This is a genomic window from Micromonospora foliorum (assembly GCF_022229015.1).
Lineage (GTDB): Bacteria > Actinomycetota > Actinomycetes > Mycobacteriales > Micromonosporaceae > Micromonospora > Micromonospora foliorum.
In genome coordinates this window covers 14,748-32,643 of record NZ_JAKKFF010000273.1, presented here as the reverse complement: position 1 = coordinate 32,643, position 17,896 = coordinate 14,748, and the positions used below count along the sequence as shown (strand labels likewise).

Below are 17,896 nucleotides of genomic sequence, written 5' to 3'. Positions count from 1 at the left end.
CGATGGTGGTGTCCTCGGTCTCCCCGGATCGGTGCGACATCACCACCCGGTACCCCGCCTTGTGCGCGGCGTCCACCGTCGCCAGGGTCTCGGTGAGGGTGCCGATCTGGTTGACCTTGACCAGGATCGCGTTGGCGTAGCCGCCGTCGATCCCGTCGCGCAGCCGGTCGACGTCGGTGCAGAAGACGTCGTCGCCGACCAACTGCACGCGCTCCCCCGCCACTGCGGTCAGCCGCTTCCAGCCGGCGATGTCGTCCTCGGCCATCGGGTCCTCGATCGAGCTGATCGGGTACCGGGAGACCAGGTCGAGCAGGTAGTCGATGTGCTCCTCGACGGTACGCTGGCGTCCCTCACCGACGTAGTCGTAGACGCCCGAGCGAAAGAACTCCGAGCTGGCCGGGTCGAGGCAGATCCGCACGTCGACGCCGGGCCGGTAACCGGTGTCCTCGATGGCGCGCAGCACGAACCGCAGCGCCTCGTCGGCGTCCGTGACGTTCGGCGCGAAGCCGCCCTCGTCACCGACGTTGGTGTTGTGCCCGGCGGCGGCCAGGGACGCCTTGAGGATGTGGAAGACCTCCGCGCCCATCCGGACCGCCTCGGCGAAGGTCTGCGCTCCCACCGGGGCGATCATGAACTCCTGGAAGTCGAGTGGATTGTCGGCGTGCGCGCCACCGTTGATGATGTTCATCATCGGCACCGGCAGCAGGCGGGCGCCGACGCCACCGACGTAGCGGTACAGCGGCTGCCGGTGGGCCAACGCCGCCGCCTTCGCGGTCGCCAGGGACACCGCCAGGATCGCGTTGGCGCCCAGTCGACCCTTGTCCTTGGAGCCGTCGAGAGCGATCATCGTCTCGTCGATCAGGGCCTGGTCCTCCGCGTCGAGCCCGAGCACCGCATCGGCGATCTCGCCGTTGACCGCGGCGACGGCCGTGCTGACGCCCATGCCGTGAAAACGCGTCCGGTCCCCGTCGCGCAGCTCGACCGCCTCGTTCGCCCCCGTCGACGCGCCGGACGGCACGGCGGCCCGGCCGGTCGACCCGTCGGCGAGGACCACGTCGGCCTCCACGGTCGGGTTGCCCCTGCTGTCGAGGATCTGCCGAGCACGCACCCGACTGATTGCCGTCATCACACACTCCCTGCTCAAGCTGCCTGTTCGCAGCCAGACTGGCAGGAAACGGCTGGCCTGACACCGCGACGATGGACACGTTGACCCGTACCCCGGGGTGCGGGTTTAGGGTCGCGGGATGCGGGTGGGTGAGTTGGCACGCCGGACCGGAACCACTGTCCGGGCACTGCGGTACTACGAGTCGGCCGGGCTGGTCGTACCCCGGCGGCTGAGCAACGGCTACCGCGAGTACGACCCGATCGCGGTGCGGCTGGTGGCGCAGATCCGCGAACTGATGGCGCTCGGCCTCACCGTCGAGGAGACCCGCCCGTTCGTCGAGTCGATCGCGGATGGTTCCGACGACACCGACGTGTGCGCGGCGGCGGTGGCCACGTACCGCAGCACCATCACCAACCTCCAGGAACGGATCGGCAGGTTGACCGCCCAGCGGGACGCGCTGGACGCGCGCCTGGACGCCGCCGCGACCCAGGTCGTACCCGGCAGTCCCGCCGAAGGCGCCGACCCCACCGCGCTGGTCGGCGCCGGATTGCCACCGCTGTCCTTCTACGGCACCGACGGCCGCCCGGTCGATCTCGGTGCGCTCGGCCCCGGGCGCAGCGTCATCTTCGTCTACCCGCTGACCGGACGACCGGGCGTCGACCTGCCCAACGGGCTGCTGGAGATCCACGGCGCGCGCGGCAGCACCGAGCAGGCCGCCTGGTTCCGCGACCACCACGCGGAACTCCGCGCGGCCGGCGCCGCCCGGGTGTATGGCCTGTCCGCGCAGTCGACCGGGTACCAGCGAGAACTCGCACACCGACTGCGGCTGCCCTACCCGCTGATCCCCGACCCGAGGCTGACCCTGGCCGACGCGCTGCGGCTGCCGACCCGCACCGCGGGCGACATGACGCTCTACGAGCGGCTGACCCTGATCGTCGCCGACGGCGCAGTCGAACACGTCTTCCACCCGATCCCGGACCCGGCGTCGCACCCCCTGCACGTGATGCGGTGGCTCACCAAGCGACGCCAGGCCCCCGGATCGGTTGCCGCCTAGAATTCGTCGTCGAACTCGCCGCACTGCTCGGCGTCCATCGTCACTTCTGCAACATGATCGATGCGGCGTCCGCCACGACACCCAACGACCAATCGAGCTGACGGAATTCGCTCTGACTCGCGCACTCGAGGCAGCCGCCTGAACGCCACGGCTGGTCAAGTGCGCGAGTCCAGTGAGCATCAAGCGTCCGCCTCGCGGCGAACAGTTCGTCTGCCCGACTTACCGGTTTATCGATCGGCACGGCGGCACCCTCCCGCGTTCACGACGTTGGCCCCACCTGGGGGGCAGCGACCATCTGCCGTGCTCCCCAGGTGGGTGTGCGGCCGAGAACCCAGGAGTTTGCCGAAACCAGGGAACCCTACGGAGATCGACCCATGCCGACCGAGCGAGTGGACTACCGGCGGATCGCCAACGAGATCGCGGGAAAAATTAAGTCGGGTGAGCTTGCTCCGGGCGAGAAGCTGCCGTCCACCCGCGAGCTGGCCGAGCAGTACGGGGTGCATATCTCCACCATCAACCGGGTCATGACGATCCTCAAAGACCGCGAGTTGGTAGAGGGCCATCCAGGCAAAGGTGTCTACGTCGCAGAGGCCCAGAGCTGAGCGCGCCGCTTTCTTGATCAATTGATGAGAAGCAGGTCAGCACCGTCGCGTTTAGACGGAGCGACTGTTAGCCACCCCGCACCGCCTCGTCGATCATGGAGTTGTGGTGGGTGACAAAGTGCCTGCACACACCAAATCAGGCACCACAACTCCATGATCGACGAGACTGGAACGCCCCTTCCCCGCGATCTTGCACTTCCTGTCGCGACATAAAAGAGCATTGCGCGCATATCGGCGACCGAAACTGCAAGATCGGCGCGGACGGGGCGTTCCTCAGGGGCAACGCGTGGGTTGAGGTCGTCGCCTAGAAGTCGTCGTCGAAGGCGACCGTGCCGGTCACCCCGACCTGGTACGCCGACACCCGCCGCTCGAAGAAGTTGGACAGCTCCTGCACGTCCTGCAACTCCATGAAGCCGAACGGGTTGCTCGACCCGTAGTGTGGCGCGATGCCGAGCTGGGCGAGGCGGCGGTCGGCGACGTGCTGGAGATACTCCCGCATGTCGGTCAAGGTCAGACCGGGCACGCCGTGGCCCAACAGGTCCTCGGCGAACTGCACCTCACACTCGACCGCCTCGGTGAGCATCCGGCGGACCTGGTCGGCGAGGTCGTCGTCGAACAGGTCCGGCTCCTCGGCGCGGACGGTGTCGACGACGTCGAACGCGAACGCCATGTGCATGGACTCGTCGCGGAACACCCAGTTGGTGCCGGAGGCGAGGCCGTGCAGCAGGCCGCGGGAGCGCAGGAAGTAGACGTACGCGAACGCGCCGTAGAAGAACAACCCCTCGATGCAGGCGGCGAAGCAGATCAGGTTGAGCAGGAACGTCCGCCGGTCCTCACGGGACCGCAGCTCCCGCAGGTCGTTGAGGGAGTCGATCCAGCGGAAGCAGAACTCGGCCTTACGACGGATCGAGGGGATGTTCTCGATGGCCGCGAACGCCTCGAAGCGCTCGGTCTCGTCAGGCACGTACGTGTCGAGCAGGTTGAGGTAGAACTGGACGTGCACGGCCTCCTCGAACAGCTGCCGGGACAGGTAGAGGCGGCCCTCGGGGCTGTTGACGTGCTGATAGAGGTTGAGCACCAGGTTGTTGGCGACGATCGTGTCGCCGGTGGCGAAGAACGCCACCAGGCGGCTGACCAGGTGTCGTTCGGCCGGCGACAGCTTGTCCAGGTCGGCGAGGTCGGCGTGCAGGTCGACCTCCTCGACCGTCCAGGTGTTGCGGATCGCGTCGCGGAACCGGTCGAAGAAGTGCGGGTAGCGCATCGGGCGGAGAGTCAGGTCCATCCCGGGGTCGAGCAGCATGTGCGTGGTCCTCGTGTCGGCGGTGCTGACGTCGGTGGTGGCGGCGGCGGTGGTCACTGGCAGGCCTCGCACGACTCGGGGTTCTCCAGCGAGCAGGCCAGCGCCTCCACGTCGACGGCGACGGGTGCGACGGCGCTGACGGTGGCCTGCTGGATCCGGGTGGCGGGGCGCGAGCGCAGGTAGTAGGTGGTCTTCAGCCCGGCCTTCCAGGCGTACAGGTACATCGAGGAGAGCTTGCCGATGGTCGGTGCGGCCAGGAACAGGTTCAGCGACTGGGACTGGTCGATGAACGGGGCGCGGGCGGCGGCCAGGTCGATCAGCGCCCGCTGCGGCAGCTCCCACGCGGTGCGGAACAACTCCCGTACGCCGGCCGGCAGCTCGGCGATGTCCTGCACCGACCCCTCGGCCCGCTTGATCGCCGAACGAATCCGCTCGGTCCACAGACCGCGGGCCTTCAGCTCGCGTACCAGGGCGGTGTTGACCTGGAGGAACTCCCCCGACAGGGTCTCGCGTTTGAACAGGTTGGACACCTGCGGCTCGATGCACTCGTAGCACCCGGCGATCGAGGCGATGGTCGCGGTCGGCGCGACGGCCACCAGCAGCGAGTTGCGCAGCCCGTACGCCTCGACCCGCTCGCGCAGCGCGTCCCACCGCGCGGTCTGCGTACCCTCGACACCCCACAGGTCGGGCTGGAGCTGCCCCCGCGCGGCCCGGGTCTGCGGGTACGCCGGATGCGCGCCGAAGTCGCGGGCCAGGTCGGCGGAGGTCTCCAGCGCGGTCAGGTACAGCTCCTCGCTGATCCGGGTGGACAGCTCCCGGGCGGCCGGCGAGTCGAACGGCAACCGCAGCGCGAAGAAGACGTCCTGAAGGCCCATCAGCCCGAGCCCGACCGGCCGCCAGCGGGGGTTGCTCGCCGCCGCCTGCGCGGTCGGGTAGTAGTTGATGTCGATGACCCGGTCGAGGAAGGTCACCGCCGTCCGCACCGTGGCGCGCAGCCGCTCCCAGTCGATGCCGCCGTCGGTGAGGTGGGCGGCGAGGTTCACCGAGCCGAGGTTGCACACGGCGGTCTCGGCGTCGCTGGACACCTCGACGATCTCGGTGCAGAGGTTGGACAGGTGCACCACGTTGCCCGGCTCGGCGGTCTGGTTGCAGAGGCGGTTGGCGGCGTCCTTGAAGGTCATCCACCCGTTGCCGGTCTGGGCGAGGGTGCGCATCATCTTCCCGTACAGCTCCCGGGCCGGGACCTGCCGCACGTAGCGACCCTGCGCCTCGGCCTCCCGGTACGCGGCGTCGAACCGCTCCCCCCACAGGTCGGGCAGCTCGGGCACCTCGTGCGGGTCGAACAGCGACCACGGCTCGTCGGCCTCGACCCGGCGCATGAACTCGTCCGGGATCCAGTTGGCCAGGTTGAGGTTGTGGGTGCGCCGGGCGTCCTCGCCGGTGTTGTCCCGCAGTTGCAGGAACTCCTCGATGTCCGGGTGCCACGGCTCCAGGTAGACGCAGGCCGCGCCCTTGCGCCGACCGCCCTGGTTGACCGCGGCGACGCTCGCGTCCAGCGTGCGCAGCCACGGCACGATCCCGTTGGACTGCCCGTTCGTGCCCCTGATCAGCGCGCCCCGGGAGCGGACCCGGGAGTACGCGATGCCGATGCCACCGGCGAACTTGGACAGGTTGGCGACCTGGGCGTACCGCTGGTAGATCGAGTCCAACTCGTCGAGCGGGGAGTCGACGAGATAGCAGGAGGACATCTGGGTGTGCCGGGTCCCGGAGTTGAACAAGGTTGGTGAGCTGGGCAGGTAGGCCAGGCTGGACATCAGCCGGTAGAAGTCGACCGCCTCGTCCGCCGTCCGGGACAGGCCGCAGGCCACCCGCAGCAGCCAGTACTGCGGGGTCTCCAGGACCAGTCGACTGGTGGGGTGGCGCAGCAGGTAGCGGTCGTACACCGTACGCAGGCCGAAGTACTCGAACCTGCGGTCGCCGGCCACGTCGACGGCGTGGTCGAGGGTCGCGGCGTGTGCGGCGACGAACGCGGCGGTGTCGGCACCGATCAGGCCCTCGGCGTGGCCGACCCGGATCGCCGCGCTGAACGAGGTGATGCCCTGTCGACGCACCTCCTTGTCGACGTAGCCGGCCAGCAGCCGCGCGGCGAGGCGCGAGTACTGCGGCTCCTCACCGATCATCTCGGCCGCGGTCTGGATGGACAGCCGGTCCAGTTCGGCCGTGGTCGCGCCGTCGTAGAGGCCGCTGATGGTGCGGGTGGCCACCCGCATCGGGTCGACGTCGGTCAGGTCGTCGGCCCACCGCTCGACCGCTCGGACGATCTTGTTCACGTCCACGGGTTCGGTGCCGCCGTCGCGCTTGCGGACCTGCATCGGCGTCCGCCGCAGGGTCGCGTCGCCGCTGGCCGGGACTACCTCGGTGACTGTCACCACTCGCTCCTCGGAGTTCGAGACCTGGTGGCCCGGACGCGAGGAGACAGACACCGACGGACGCCACGCCAGCCCGGCGTGGGTCAGGTGGCGTCAGCCGTCCCACGCGGCCTCGGACCGCCGCCCACCCGGGTGCGGGTACGCGGCGCGCTGGCAGGTCTTCGGACTCGCGGGCACGACCGGGCTCGCCGGTCTCCTACTGGCCGTCGCTTCCCAGACCGATTGGTGGCCCAGTGCTGATGACGGCGGTCGTTCCCACTCACCGCTGCGGGACAGTCCCGGAATTCCACCGGGTTCCCTGTTGCCTCGACCGCCCCGGGTGGACGGCCGAACCAGCTGCGCTCGACACCATATATAGGGACGCAGCCGTTGTCACACCCCACATGTCGGTCCCGGGCGTGTCGGCGGGTGGGCGGTGACCACCATCACCCGTGCCGTCGACCGGGCCGGCCCGACCATCGCCGGGCAACGCGGACGAGAATGTCAGCCACCTCGCCACCCACCCGTCAACCGGGCACTGTGGGCGGACATGAGGGTCGACGCGGCCCGGCAAACATCATATGTCTACGGCCCCATAGTGATCGACATCGTTGACGCGCCGAGACAACCCTCCGTATACTCCCAGTGATCATCTGATCTTTAGCCTAGCCGGGCGAGGAGCGCATGCCGCAGATCACTGCCGTCACCGTCGAAGACGTCCGCTTCCCCACCTCCCTGACCGCTGACGGGTCAGACGCCATGAACAAGGACGGCGACTACTCGGCGGCCTACGTCATCCTGCACACCGATGGCGTCGACGGCGTGGGCGCCCCGCTCACGGGGCACGGCCTGACCTTCACCATCGGTCGAGGCAACGACATCGTCGCGGCGGCGGCGGTCCACCAGGCGCAGCGCCTCGTGGGCCTGGACGTGGCGACGATGGCAGCGGACATGGGCGCGGTCTACCGCCTCCTCACCTCGGACTCGCAGCTGCGTTGGCTCGGTCCCGAGAAGGGTGTCGTCCACCTGTCGCTGGCGGCCGTGCTGAACGCGTCGTGGGACCTGGTCGCCCGGGTCGCCGACAAGCCGCTGTGGCGGCTGCTCGTCGACATGTCCCCCGAGCAACTCGTCGACATCGCGGACCTGCGCTACCTGTCCGACGCGCTGACCCGGGACGAGGCGCTGGCCATCCTGCGGGCCAAGGAGGGCACGAAGGCCGCCCGCCTCGCCGAACTCGACCGGACCGGTTACCCCGCCTACACCACCTCGGCGGGTTGGCTCGGCTACGGCGACGACAAGCTGCGCCGGCTGTGCCAGGAGGCGGTGGACACCGGCTACGGCTACGTGAAGCTCAAAGTGGGCGCCAACCTCGACGACGACATCCGCCGCTGCGCGATCGCGCGGGAGATCCTCGGACCGGACCGCAACCTGATGATCGACGCCAACCAGGTGTGGGACGTCGGTCAGGCCATCGAGTGGGTCACCGCCCTCGCCCGGTTCGCGCCACTGTGGATCGAGGAACCGACCAGCCCCGACGACATCCTGGGCCACGCGGCCGTCCGCCGTGCCGTCGCTCCGATCGGCGTCGCCACCGGCGAGCACTGCCACAACCGGGTGATGTTCAAGCAGCTGTTCCAGGCCGAGGCCATCGACTTCTGCCAGCTGGACACCGGCAGGTTGGCCAGCATCAACGAGATCGTCGCCGTGCTGCTGCTCGCCGCGAAGTTCGACGTCCCGGTGTGTCCACACGCCGGCGGCGTCGGGCTGTGCGAGATGGTCCAACACGTGTCGGTGCTCGACTACGTCGCGATCTCGGGAGACCTCACCAACCGGGTCACCGAGTTCGTCGACCACCTGCACGAGCACTTCACCGACCCGTGCGTCATCCGGGACACCGGCTCGGGCAGCGGTTACGTCCTGCCCAACCAGCCCGGCTACTCCACCCGGATGCGCCCCGAGTCGGTCGCGCTCTACCGGTTTCCCGACGGCCACTACTGGGCGGCGACAGACCCGACTACCGTGTCATCTCCGGAGCCGTACGTGATCGCGGGTGGAACGGCCACCCCCGCCGGCCGCTAGGGGGTGTCGTGTCTCGCACCGACGAAGTGGTCAACGGCATCAAGCGGATGATCCTCGAAGGGCAGTTCAGGCCCGGCGACCGGTTGCCCATCGAGAAGGACCTCGCCGAGCAGCTCGGTGTCTCGCGGGGGTCTCTCCGCGAGGGAATGTCGGCCCTGTCGATCCTCGGCATCGTCAACATTCGCCAGGGCGACGGCACCTACGTCACCAACCTCGACGCGCCACAACTGCTGGCCCCGATGGGTTTCGTGGTGGACTTCCAGGGTCAGGGCGACCCCCGGCACATCCACACCGTCCGGCGACTGCTGGAGTGCGAGGCCGCCTGCCTGGCGGCGACCAGGATCACCGACGAGGCCCTGGCCCAGGCGGGTGACCTGCTCGACGAGGCGGCTCGGCTGGTCGGCCAGTCACCGCCGGATCACGAGCGGATCATGGAGATCGACATCGCCTTCCACCGGATCATCGCGGTGCACGCCGAGAATCCGGTGCTCGTCGGTCTGATCGAAGCGTTCGCCGGGCGCACCATCCGCGGCCGACTCTGGCGGAGTCTGCACGAGGAGGGCGCGGACCTGCGCACCCATGACGAACACGTGGCGATCCTGAAGGCCCTCGTGGCGCGCGACCCGGAGCGGGCCCGCACCCGGATGGCCAACCACCTGATCGGCGTGGAGGAGTCGTTGCAGGGGTTACCCGACGACGCTGACGCGAGCATCGAGACGGCCCGGTCCTGACCACCCACCCTTACGACTGCACGTCGAGCAGCCCCTCGTCGTACAACGCCGCCCAGAGCGGATCCGGGACGTCGACGTCGGATCACCGCTCGTCCCGGTCCACACCGGTGCTGCCGGTCATCGCCGCGACCAGGTCGTCGGTGGTGACCTCGTCGGCGCGGAGTTGGGCCGCTCGTCGGCCGAGGCGCAGCACCTCGACCCGGTCGGCGATCTCGAGCACCTGCGGCATGTTGTGGCTCACCAGCACCACCGACATGCCGGCGTCACGGGCACGCCGAACGACGTCGAGCACCCGCCCGGTCTGAACCACGCCCAGCGCCGCCGTGGGCTCGTCGAGGATGACCACGTTGGTCGCCCAGATGATGGCGCGGGCCACCGCCACGCACTGCCGCTGCCCACCGGAGAGCATCGCGATCGGGGTGGTGACCCGGGGGATCCGTACGCCCAGTTCGTCGAGGGCGGCGGCGGCGCCGTGGCGCATGGCGCGCTTGTCCAGCAGTCCCAGCCGACCGAGCGGTCCGGAGCGCAGGATCTCCCGGCCCAGATACAGGTTGGCGGCCACGCTGAGGTCGTCGGCGACGGCGAGATCCTGGTAGACGGTCTCCACCCCGGCCCGTCGGGCATCGACCGGAGTGGAGAACTGCACCGGACGGCCGCCCACCCGGATCTCGCCCTCGTCGGGGGGATGCACACCGGACAGGGTCTTGATCAGGGTGCTCTTGCCGGCGCCGTTGTCACCGATCAGCGCGACGACCTCACCCCGGCGGACCGTGAAGTCGGCGCCCCGCAACGCCTCGACGTGCCCGAACCGCTTGACGATGCCGCGGGCTTCGAGGACCGGCGGTTCCGCGTCGGTGGGTTGCTGCTCGCTGTCGGCGGTGGCCGTGGGAATGCCGCCCATCACTGCACCGGCGGGTTGGCGCAGCTGGGCTCGAGCACCGCCTTGATCTCCGCCGAGTCGATGTTCTCCTTGGTGACGAACGTGACGCCGGTGTCGGCCGACGCCAGCGGCGCCTTGTCCCGAAGGTGCTTGACCATCTTGTCGACGCCGAAGTAGCCCATCTTGAACGGGTTCTGCACGACCAGCGCCGAGATCTGGCCGTTGCGCACCCCGGCGATCTCGTCCGGGGCCGCGTCCCAGCCGATGATGACCACCTTGCCGGACTTGCCAGCCGCCTGGATGGCCTGCGCGGCACCGAGCACGCTCGGCTCGTTGGCCGCGAAGACGCCGGCGAGCTTGGGATTTGCGGTGAGGATGTTCTCGGTGACCCGCCGGGCCTCGTTGACGTCACTGCGGCTCGGCTGCTGGCCGACCAGCTTCAGGTTGGGGTACTGGGCGAGGCCGGCCTTGAAGCCGTCGACCCGCTCGGTGTTGGTCTGCGATCCGGGCTGGAACTCGACCAGCGCCACCTCGTGGTTGCCGGGGCCGAGTTCGGTGGCGAGCAGCTTCGCCGCCTCGGTTGCCGACGCACGGTTGTCGGTGGCGAAGAGGGGCACCGTCGACGGCTGCGGACTGGTGCCAGAGTCGATCATGGCGACCGGAATGTCGGCGGCGAGCGCCTGGTCGGTCGCCGGTGCCAGCGCACTGGAGTCGGTGGCCGCGTAGACGATGCCGTCGACCTTCTTGGTGACGAAGTTCTGGATCAGGTTGACCTGGCCCTCGACGTCGGTCTCGGTGGTCACCCCGTCCCACTGGACGGTGACGTCCCCCGCGCGTTGCGCGGCGCACTCCGCGCCCGCCTTGACCGTGTTCCAGTAGTCGGCCCCGACCGCCTTGGGTACGACGGCGAGCTTCAACGGACCGCTCGCGTCCTTGGTCGCGCCGTCGCCGCCGCCGTCCCGGACCTCGACCCCGCCGCAGGCGCTGAGCAGCGCGGTCGCCGCTGCCGCGGCCAGGATCGCCTGCGCGCGCAGGAGTGGTCCTCGCGTCCGCCGGCTGGTGGTGGTGTGTGCCATGGTGTGTGTCCTTCCTCGTTCGGACTCTCGGAATGGCATGTCAACCCCGCGATTCCAGCCGCCGGCGGCGGTACTGGTCGAAGTAGACGGCGGCCCAGATGATCACGCCGACGATCACCTGCTGGTAGTGGATGCTGATGTCGAGCAGGACGGCCCCGTTGCGCACCAGGGCGATGAGGAACGCGCCGATGATGGTCCCGACGATCCGGCCCTGCCCGCCGAACAGGCTGGCACCGCCGATGACCGCGGCGGCGATGACGTCGAGCTCCAGCGAGATCCCGTAGTTGGGCTGGCCGGAGTTGACCCGGGACGCGGCGATCATGCCGCCCAGCCCGACCAGCACGCCGGCCAGCACGTACACCCCGGTCAGGTGCCGCCCCACCCGGATGCCGGAGCGGCGGGCCGCCTCCAGATTGGAGCCCATCGCGTACGTGTACTGACCGAAGCGGGTCTGGGAGAGCAGGAAGGCGACACCGACGGCGACCAGGACGGTGATCACCACGGCGAACGGGATGCCGAGGATCTCCCCGTTGCCGAGCAGTTGGAAGGAGCGGGGCAGACCGTAGACGCCGACCGCTCCGGTGATGATGAAGACGAGGCCGCGGCCCACGGACATCGTCCCCAACGTCGCGATGAACGGCGGGATCCGGGCCACCGTCACCAGCAGCCCGTTCAACAGCCCGGCCAGCGCGCCGACGCCGATCGCGACCGCGGTCGCCGCCCAGAGCGAGAAGCCGAGGTCGCGTACGACCATCGCGCCCAACACGCCGGCGAGCGCGGCGACCGACCCCACGGACAGGTCGATGCCCTTCGTGATGATGACCATCGTCTGGGCCGTGGCGATGATGGCGATCACCGCCGTCTGCGCCCCGATGTTGAAGAGGTTGTCGGCGGTCAGGAAGTAGGGGCTCGCGAAGGTCAGGGCGATGAACAGGACGACCAACGCGGTGGCGGCGGTGAACTCGGAGACGGCGTGCGAGATCCGTTCCCGGAACCAGTCGCTGAGCTCGCCGCGCTGCGTGCCGGCGGTTGCCTCGACGCTACTCATCGTCGGACCTGACCTCCCCAAGCCTGGCGCCGGCAACCCGACGGGGAACCGCCGACGAGCCGAACGCCTGTGAGCGACCGACCCCGCTCGGCTGGCAGCGCGGCCAAGTGCCCGCGCGACCCTCGGAGATAGATCGGATGTTTCCCACGATCAGGCGTTACCTTGCCACGCATTCACATATGTTGCCAAGGTCTTGCGGGCATGTTTTGCCATCGTTACCCGCACCACCGGAGGCATACGTCTGACCAGACCGACATCGGCTGCCGTCGCTAGCATGTTATCGATAACATGCTATGCCCCCAGTCCGGAAGCCACCGCCGGGTCAGGACGGGGCCAGCCGGTACACCCGGCCGGCGGTCTGGCGCCAGATCGCCGCCCGCTCGTCGTCGGACAGCGGGTCCAGCAGGTCACCGAGGACGGTGACCCAGCGGGTGTACGAGGCGGCGAGCAGGCACACCGGCCAGTCCGAGCCGAACATCAGCCGATCCGGCCCGAACACGTCGAGGGCGTGCTCGACGGCGGGCCGCAGGTCGGCTGGCGTCCAGGACGCGCCGTCCACCTCGGTCACCAGGCCGGAGAGCTTCGCTGTCGCATTGGGCTCGGCCGCGAGCGCCCGCAGGTCGCGGCGCCAGTCACCGAAATCGGCGCGCCCGAGCGGGGGTTTGCCGAGGTGGTCGAGGACGAACCGCACCCGGGGCAGGTCGCGGACGAGCCGGGTGGCCGCCGGCAGCTGACCATGGCGCACCAGGAGGTCGAAGGCGAGGCCAGCGGCACCGACCGCGGCGATGCCCCGCCGCACGTCGGGACGGTCCAGATAGGTCGGGTCGGGCTCGGACTGGACGAGGTGGCGGATCCCGACCAGCCGTTCGCCGCCCCGCGCCTTCCGTAGTCGGTCGAGGCGGCGGTCGACATCGGCGGCGGTGAGGTCGACCCAGCCGACGACCCCGGCCACGAGTGGGTCGTCGGCCGCGATGCCGAGCAACTCGGGCGTCTCCGACCGGACGGCGACGGACTGCACGACCACGGTCCGGGTGACCCCGGCGGCCCGGGCCGCCGGGGCGAGCTCGACCGGCGTGAAGTCGTCGTCGATCGCGGCCATGGTGTGCGGGTCGATCCAGGGCTGCGGGTGCCGCGCTCGGACCCAGAGGTGATGGTGCGCGTCGACGATGCCCGGTGGTCGCACGACCTCGTCGGCCGTCACCGGAGCCGTCCTGGCGTGTTCCCGTCCACCCCGCACCCCGCCCAGCCACTGATCGAACCCTCCGGGTCGACCCGGAGCCACGGCGCGATCTGGCAGGTTGACCATGTTAGCGGTAACAGGCTGCTCATGAGGCGCGGAACGCGCGCCAGGATCGACGTGCGGCAGTGTCACCTTTTGGTCTGACGAATCTGTGGCACCCACGGCTGGTCCGACTCACTGATCCACCGGGTGGAGGACGTGTTCGGTGCGCGGGGTCCCGGGTTGACCGCCCGAGGCGGCACCGATACCGTCGACCCACTATCTGCGGCGACGCGAGGGAAGCCGGTGTGAATCCGGCGCGGTCGCGCCACTGTGAGCGGTTCCCCAACCACAACCGGGGGCCCGCGAGCCAGGACGCTCGGTCGTCCGCAGCCTTGCGATGGGGACGCGTCATCCCTGGGGAGGTTCGTGTATTCATGTCTAGCTCCGCTTCCAGCCAGCCGGTGGTGCACCCCGTTGGCAGTGCCCGTCTCCTCTGGACGGCCCTGGCCACCGTTGCCGTGCTCGCCCTGCTGACCTACCTCGTCGCCTTCGACCAGGGGGCCGTCTCGCGCAGCGGGACGTACCTGCACGAGCTGATGCACGACGGCAGGCACCTGCTGGGCGTTCCGTGCCACTGAACACCACCGCCGCTCCCCCGTTCCTCGCCGTCCTCGTCCGCGGGCTGCTCGCCGGCCTGATCGCCGGCCTGCTCGCCGGGGCGTTCGCGTACGTCGCCGGCGAACCGCACGTCGAGGCGGCCATCGCCATCGAGGAGGCGGCGGCGCACGCCGAGCCCGCCGCGGGTGCGCACGACCACGGGGACGCCCTGGTCAGCCGGACGGGTCAGCGCGGCGGCCTGTTCCTGGCCACCGGCCTGTTCGGGGCCGCGATGGGTGGCCTGCTGGCCACGGCGTACGTCCTGCTGTCCCGTCGGCGGCGCGACGACGACGGGCGGTCGGGCCTGCTGCTGGCCGGCGCGGCGCTGCTCGGCGCGGTGATCGTGCCGTTCGTCAAGTACCCGGCGAACCCGCCGGCGGTCGGCGACCCGGCCACCATCGACCAACGGACCGTCACCTACCTGTTGATGGTGGTGCTCGGGCTGGTGGCCGTGTGGGCCGGCTCGCTGGGCTACCGGTCGGTCGGTGCCCAGGCGCCGACCTGGCAGCGCGCCGCCGCGGCCGTGGGCGGGTTCCTGCTGGTCACGGCAGTGTCGTACGTGGTCATGCCGTCCTTCCAGGAGGTTCCGGCGGACTTCCCCGCGACCCTGCTGTGGAATTTCCGACTGGCCTCGCTCGGCACCCAGGTCGTGCTCTGGACCGGCATCGGCCTGCTGTTCGCGGCCCTGATGCACCACGAGCGGCGTCGCCGGGCCGCCACCGCGCTGCCGAGCACGTGACCGGCACCAGCCTCCGGCTGGTCGCCCACGGTCACACCGCCGCTCTGCGCCGGGCGCGCTTCGGCGGCACCGACGACGGCCTGGACGAGGGTGGCCGGCGTGCCGCCCTCGCCCAGGCCCACGCGGATCCGGACCGGCGGGGGCACCTCGGCGTGAACGACACCTGCGTGTCCAGCCCGGCGGCGGCGGCCCGGCAGACCGCCGACGCCTTCGGCCTGCTGCCGACGATCGAGGCGGCGTTGGCCGACTGTGACTACGGCGACTGGTCCGGACGGTCACTTGAGGAGGTCGCCGGCACGCAGCCGCAGGCGCTGCGCGACTGGCTGTCCGCACCGGACTCCGCGCCGCACGGCGGTGAGTCCGTCACGGCCGTGCGGGATCGGGTCGGCAGCTGGCTGGACGAGCAGCACAGCGCCGGTGGACGCGTCATCGCGGTCACCCACCCGCTGGTGATCCGGGTCGCGGTCGTGCACGCCCTCGGCCTGCCGATGGCGGCCTACCGGCAGGTGGACGTGGAGCCCCTGGCCGTCGTCCGGCTCACCAGTCAGGGCACGCGCTGGCAGCTCCGACTGGGCGCGCCGGGAGCAGGCTGAGGTCACACCAACGGCGCGGGCCGTGCCCACCAGGGGTGGACACGGCCCGCGCGGGTTCGGCGACTGTCGGCCGCTTGCTCAGTGCTGCCGGTGCGGCAGGTGCAGCTCGACCGGCTCGGGCGGAAGGTCTTCGACGCCGGCGGCGATGGCCTGTTCGTGGCGGCGACGCGCCGAGGGCAGGGCGAGTGCCGCGAAGACGGCCAGGACCGCGACGCCCGCGCACACCCAGAAGCCGGCGGTGAACGCCGCGTCGGTGGGCAGACCCTGAGGAGTGCTGTTCGACGTGATGACAGCCGCCACCACCGCCGCGCCGATGCTGCTGCCGATGGTCCGCGCGATGGTGTTGACGCCGCTCGCCTCGCCGGTCTGCCCGGCAGGGACGCTCTCGATGATGGCGTTGGACATCGCCGCGAACGCCAGACCGATGCCGGCGCCGGTGAGCACCCCGGAGAGCAGCACCTGCCAGGTCGCGCCGTGCGCGAGGGCTGGCAGCGCGAACGCGACGACGACCGCGACCGTGCCGAGGAACATCGGAACCTTGGGGCCGAAGCGCCGGTCCAGCAGACCCGCGAGGGGGCCGAAGACCACCATCATCAGGACGGTGGGCAGAAGGAACAGGCCCGCCTGGGACACCGTCTTGCCGAACCCGTAGCCGGTGGCCGCGGGAAGTTGGAGCAGGGTCGGTACGAGCACGAACGTCCCGAACATCGCGAAACCGAGGATCAGGGCGACGAGGTCGGTGGCCCAGACACCGCGAATCCGCATCAGGCGCATGTCGATGAGCGGCTCGCGTACCCGAAGCTCGACCCGGACGAACACGACCATCGCGACCGCACCGAGCACGAACAGGCCGACGGTCTTCGGCTCGGTCCAGCCCCAGCCCTGCCCCTTGCTCACGGCGAGCAGCAGCGAGACCAGCGACACCGACAGGATGGCCGCGCCGAACATGTCGAGCCGTCCGGGCGTGCGGACCCGCGACTCGGGCATTCCGAAGATCGCTCCGAGCAGCGCGACGACGACGAGGACCAGCGGCAGCCAGAACAGCCAGTGCCACGACAGGTGCTCCACGATCGGGCCGGCGGCCACGATGCCGACACCGGCGCCGACACCGAAGATCGCCGACAGCAGGCCGACGGTGACGCCGACCTTCTCCCGGGGCAGTTGGTCGCGGACGATGCCGATCGACAGCGGCAGGATGGCTCCGGCGGCTCCCTGTAGGGCCCGCGCGACGATCAGCACGGTCAGGTTGGGAGCGAGGGCGGCGAGCAGGGTGCCCGCGGCGAGGGCCGCGAGGACGCCGATGAGGACCCGACGCTTGCCAACCATGTCACCGAGACGTCCGAGAATGGGCGTCAGCACCGAGGCGGCCAACAGGTACGCCGTGAGCACCCAGCTGATGTCCCCGGTCGAGACACCCAGGTCCCTTCCGATGGTGGACAGCGCGGGCGCCACCAGCGACTGCAGCACCGCGAACGCCAGGCCGCCCAGCGACAGGTACAGCACCAGAAGGGTGCTGTTGGCGCGCGGGGCGGCGCCGGGCGCGGAGCCGAGGTGGGTCGACTCCTCGATGGTGTGGGTCATGAGATCCCCGAACTAGATGTAAACGTTTGCTGACTTAGCCAGTATGCGCAGCCGGTGGGCCATGTCAACAGTCGTTTACGTCACCCTCGGGTCGCACCGGAGCTTGCGGACGCCGGGAAGTCAACATATGTTTACTTGCTGGGCCCTGACGCCCGAGCCAGAGCGAAGGAAGGACGCGTCGTGACAGCAGAACCGCCTGTCCCCGCGACCAGCAGCACCGCCGGCGAACCGGCCCAGCGTCGCCGTCGGGACGCGGCCGAGACCCGGCAACTGCTGCTCGACGCCGCTCGCCAGCGCTTCGCCCGCGACGGCTACGCGGCCACGACCGTCCGGGACATCGCCGACGACGCGGGCGTCAACGTGGCGCTCATCAGCCGCTACTTCACGTCCAAGGAGGGCCTGTTCGAGGCGTGCCTGCGGGCGGCCGGCGACGAGCTGCGCCGGACGACCGGGCAGACGCCCGCCGACCGGGTGCCCGAGGCCATCGCCCGGCACATCGCCGACCTCGGCGCGGCGGGCCTGTCGAGCCAGCTCTCACTGCTGTTGCGGTCATCCGGGGACGCGAGGGCCGACGAGATCCGGCGCGGCGTCCTGGTCCGTTCCAGCGAACAACTGGCGGCGGCTCGCGGCTGGCGTCCCGGCGAACCGGGCAGCGAGCAGCTCCTGCTCCGCGCCCAGATGGCCCTCGCCGCCGGCATCGGAGTCGCGGTGTTGCGGTCGTCCATCCGGCTGGAACCGCTGAGTTCCGCCACCGAGGAGGACCTGGTCGGGCCGCTGCGCGACTTGGTCGACGCGCTGCTGCCGCCGCACTGACGGTTGGT

The 17,896-nt window shown here is 70.1% G+C and carries 16 protein-coding genes and 2 riboswitches; of the genes, 8 read left to right on the top strand and 8 right to left on the bottom strand.

Annotation, left to right across the window (positions count from 1 at the left end; genetic code table 11):
- Positions 1 to 1,126 (bottom strand): phosphopyruvate hydratase (gene eno / locus PSH25_RS20250; protein ID WP_238660585.1); only part of this gene is annotated, 1,126 nt, incomplete at its 3' end.
- Between the two features lie 118 nt (positions 1,127 to 1,244).
- Between eno and PSH25_RS20245 the strand changes: the two genes are divergently transcribed.
- Positions 1,245 to 2,159 (top strand): MerR family transcriptional regulator, encoded by a 915-nt coding sequence (locus tag PSH25_RS20245; RefSeq protein WP_238660584.1) that lies wholly within the window; start codon positions 1,245 to 1,247, stop codon positions 2,157 to 2,159.
- A gap of 374 nt (positions 2,160 to 2,533) precedes the next feature.
- A complete protein-coding gene (locus PSH25_RS20240; RefSeq protein ID WP_184186009.1) occupies positions 2,534 to 2,761 on the top strand; it encodes a GntR family transcriptional regulator in 228 nt (75 codons plus the stop codon).
- A 304-nt stretch (positions 2,762 to 3,065) separates the two neighbouring features.
- On the opposite strand, the gene PSH25_RS20235 is transcribed toward PSH25_RS20240, so the two are convergent.
- On the bottom strand, positions 3,066 to 4,118 hold the full coding sequence (locus tag PSH25_RS20235) for a ribonucleotide-diphosphate reductase subunit beta (protein WP_372492818.1): 1,053 nt from the start codon (positions 4,116 to 4,118) through the stop codon (positions 3,066 to 3,068).
- Complete coding sequence (locus tag PSH25_RS20230) at positions 4,115 to 6,433, bottom strand: ribonucleoside-diphosphate reductase subunit alpha (protein WP_238660587.1); 2,319 nt, start codon at positions 6,431 to 6,433, stop codon at positions 4,115 to 4,117. The genes PSH25_RS20235 and PSH25_RS20230 overlap by 4 nt, the downstream gene beginning before the upstream one ends.
- A gap of 192 nt (positions 6,434 to 6,625) precedes the next feature.
- Positions 6,626 to 6,842: riboswitch (cobalamin riboswitch) on the bottom strand.
- A 311-nt stretch (positions 6,843 to 7,153) separates the two neighbouring features.
- On the opposite strand from PSH25_RS20230, the gene PSH25_RS20225 reads away from it, so the two are divergent.
- Both PSH25_RS20225 and PSH25_RS20220 read left to right on the top strand, forming a co-directional pair.
- A complete protein-coding gene (locus PSH25_RS20225; RefSeq protein ID WP_238660583.1) occupies positions 7,154 to 8,548 on the top strand; it encodes an enolase C-terminal domain-like protein in 1,395 nt (464 codons plus the stop codon).
- An 8-nt stretch (positions 8,549 to 8,556) separates the two neighbouring features.
- Positions 8,557 to 9,279: a FadR/GntR family transcriptional regulator gene (locus PSH25_RS20220; RefSeq protein ID WP_238660582.1), complete on the top strand. Its 723-nt coding sequence runs from the start codon at positions 8,557 to 8,559 to the stop codon at positions 9,277 to 9,279.
- Positions 9,280 to 9,361: 82 nt separating this feature from the next.
- On the opposite strand, the gene PSH25_RS20215 is transcribed toward PSH25_RS20220, so the two are convergent.
- The 4 genes from PSH25_RS20215 to PSH25_RS20200 form a co-directional block, all read right to left on the bottom strand.
- A complete protein-coding gene (locus PSH25_RS20215; protein ID WP_238660581.1) occupies positions 9,362 to 10,180 on the bottom strand; it encodes an ATP-binding cassette domain-containing protein in 819 nt (272 codons plus the stop codon).
- Positions 10,180 to 11,235, bottom strand: a complete 1,056-nt coding sequence (locus PSH25_RS20210) for an ABC transporter substrate-binding protein (protein ID WP_238660580.1) — start codon at positions 11,233 to 11,235, stop codon at positions 10,180 to 10,182. The genes PSH25_RS20215 and PSH25_RS20210 overlap by 1 nt, the downstream gene beginning before the upstream one ends.
- Positions 11,236 to 11,275: 40 nt before the next feature.
- Entirely contained in the window at positions 11,276 to 12,283 is a 1,008-nt protein-coding gene (locus PSH25_RS20205) for an ABC transporter permease (RefSeq protein WP_238660579.1), read from the bottom strand.
- A 322-nt stretch (positions 12,284 to 12,605) separates the two neighbouring features.
- Positions 12,606 to 13,484 (bottom strand): amidohydrolase family protein, encoded by an 879-nt coding sequence (locus PSH25_RS20200; RefSeq protein WP_238660578.1) that lies wholly within the window; start codon positions 13,482 to 13,484, stop codon positions 12,606 to 12,608.
- Between the two features lie 316 nt (positions 13,485 to 13,800).
- A riboswitch (cobalamin riboswitch) is annotated at positions 13,801 to 13,881 on the top strand.
- A gap of 58 nt (positions 13,882 to 13,939) precedes the next feature.
- On the opposite strand from PSH25_RS20200, the gene PSH25_RS20195 reads away from it, so the two are divergent.
- Genes PSH25_RS20195 through PSH25_RS20185 form a run of 3 tightly spaced genes read left to right on the top strand, consistent with a single transcriptional unit; the run spans position 13,940 to position 15,494 of the window.
- Positions 13,940 to 14,143 (top strand): CbtB domain-containing protein, encoded by a 204-nt coding sequence (locus PSH25_RS20195; RefSeq protein ID WP_238660576.1) that lies wholly within the window; start codon positions 13,940 to 13,942, stop codon positions 14,141 to 14,143.
- Complete coding sequence (locus PSH25_RS20190) at positions 14,134 to 14,901, top strand: CbtA family protein (RefSeq protein WP_238660575.1); 768 nt, start codon at positions 14,134 to 14,136, stop codon at positions 14,899 to 14,901. Before PSH25_RS20195 ends, PSH25_RS20190 begins: the two co-directional genes overlap by 10 nt.
- Positions 14,898 to 15,494 carry a histidine phosphatase family protein gene (locus tag PSH25_RS20185; RefSeq protein ID WP_238660573.1) on the top strand — a complete coding sequence of 199 codons (597 nt, stop codon included), beginning with the start codon at positions 14,898 to 14,900 and terminating at the stop codon, positions 15,492 to 15,494. The genes PSH25_RS20190 and PSH25_RS20185 overlap by 4 nt, the downstream gene beginning before the upstream one ends.
- A 78-nt stretch (positions 15,495 to 15,572) precedes the next feature.
- Here the strand turns inward: PSH25_RS20185 and PSH25_RS20180 are convergent, their stop codons facing one another.
- The gene (locus PSH25_RS20180) at positions 15,573 to 17,075 is read right to left on the bottom strand and encodes an MFS transporter (protein WP_238660571.1); all 1,503 of its coding nucleotides are present in this window, start codon (positions 17,073 to 17,075) and stop codon (positions 15,573 to 15,575) included.
- A gap of 180 nt (positions 17,076 to 17,255) precedes the next feature.
- Between PSH25_RS20180 and PSH25_RS20175 the strand changes: the two genes are divergently transcribed.
- A complete protein-coding gene (locus PSH25_RS20175; RefSeq protein WP_238660570.1) occupies positions 17,256 to 17,888 on the top strand; it encodes a TetR/AcrR family transcriptional regulator in 633 nt (210 codons plus the stop codon).
- Positions 17,889 to 17,896 lie beyond the last annotated feature (8 nt).

What these genes read in the sequence shown, in the direction of transcription:
- PSH25_RS20245 (WP_238660584.1), top strand. Translation starts at nt 1,245, where the DNA reads ATGCGGGTGGGTGAGTTGGCACGCCGGACCGGAACCACTGTCCGGGCA.
- PSH25_RS20240 (WP_184186009.1), top strand. Translation starts at nt 2,534, where the DNA reads ATGCCGACCGAGCGAGTGGACTACCGGCGGATCGCCAACGAGATCGCG.
- PSH25_RS20230 (WP_238660587.1), bottom strand. Translation starts at nt 6,433, where the DNA reads ATGCAGGTCCGCAAGCGCGACGGCGGCACCGAACCCGTGGACGTGAAC.
- PSH25_RS20225 (WP_238660583.1), top strand. Translation starts at nt 7,154, where the DNA reads ATGCCGCAGATCACTGCCGTCACCGTCGAAGACGTCCGCTTCCCCACC.
- PSH25_RS20215 (WP_238660581.1), bottom strand. Translation starts at nt 10,180, where the DNA reads ATGGGCGGCATTCCCACGGCCACCGCCGACAGCGAGCAGCAACCCACC.
- PSH25_RS20210 (WP_238660580.1), bottom strand. Translation starts at nt 11,235, where the DNA reads ATGGCACACACCACCACCAGCCGGCGGACGCGAGGACCACTCCTGCGC.
- PSH25_RS20205 (WP_238660579.1), bottom strand. Translation starts at nt 12,283, where the DNA reads ATGAGTAGCGTCGAGGCAACCGCCGGCACGCAGCGCGGCGAGCTCAGC.
- PSH25_RS20195 (WP_238660576.1), top strand. Translation starts at nt 13,940, where the DNA reads ATGTCTAGCTCCGCTTCCAGCCAGCCGGTGGTGCACCCCGTTGGCAGT.
- PSH25_RS20180 (WP_238660571.1), bottom strand. Translation starts at nt 17,075, where the DNA reads ATGACCCACACCATCGAGGAGTCGACCCACCTCGGCTCCGCGCCCGGC.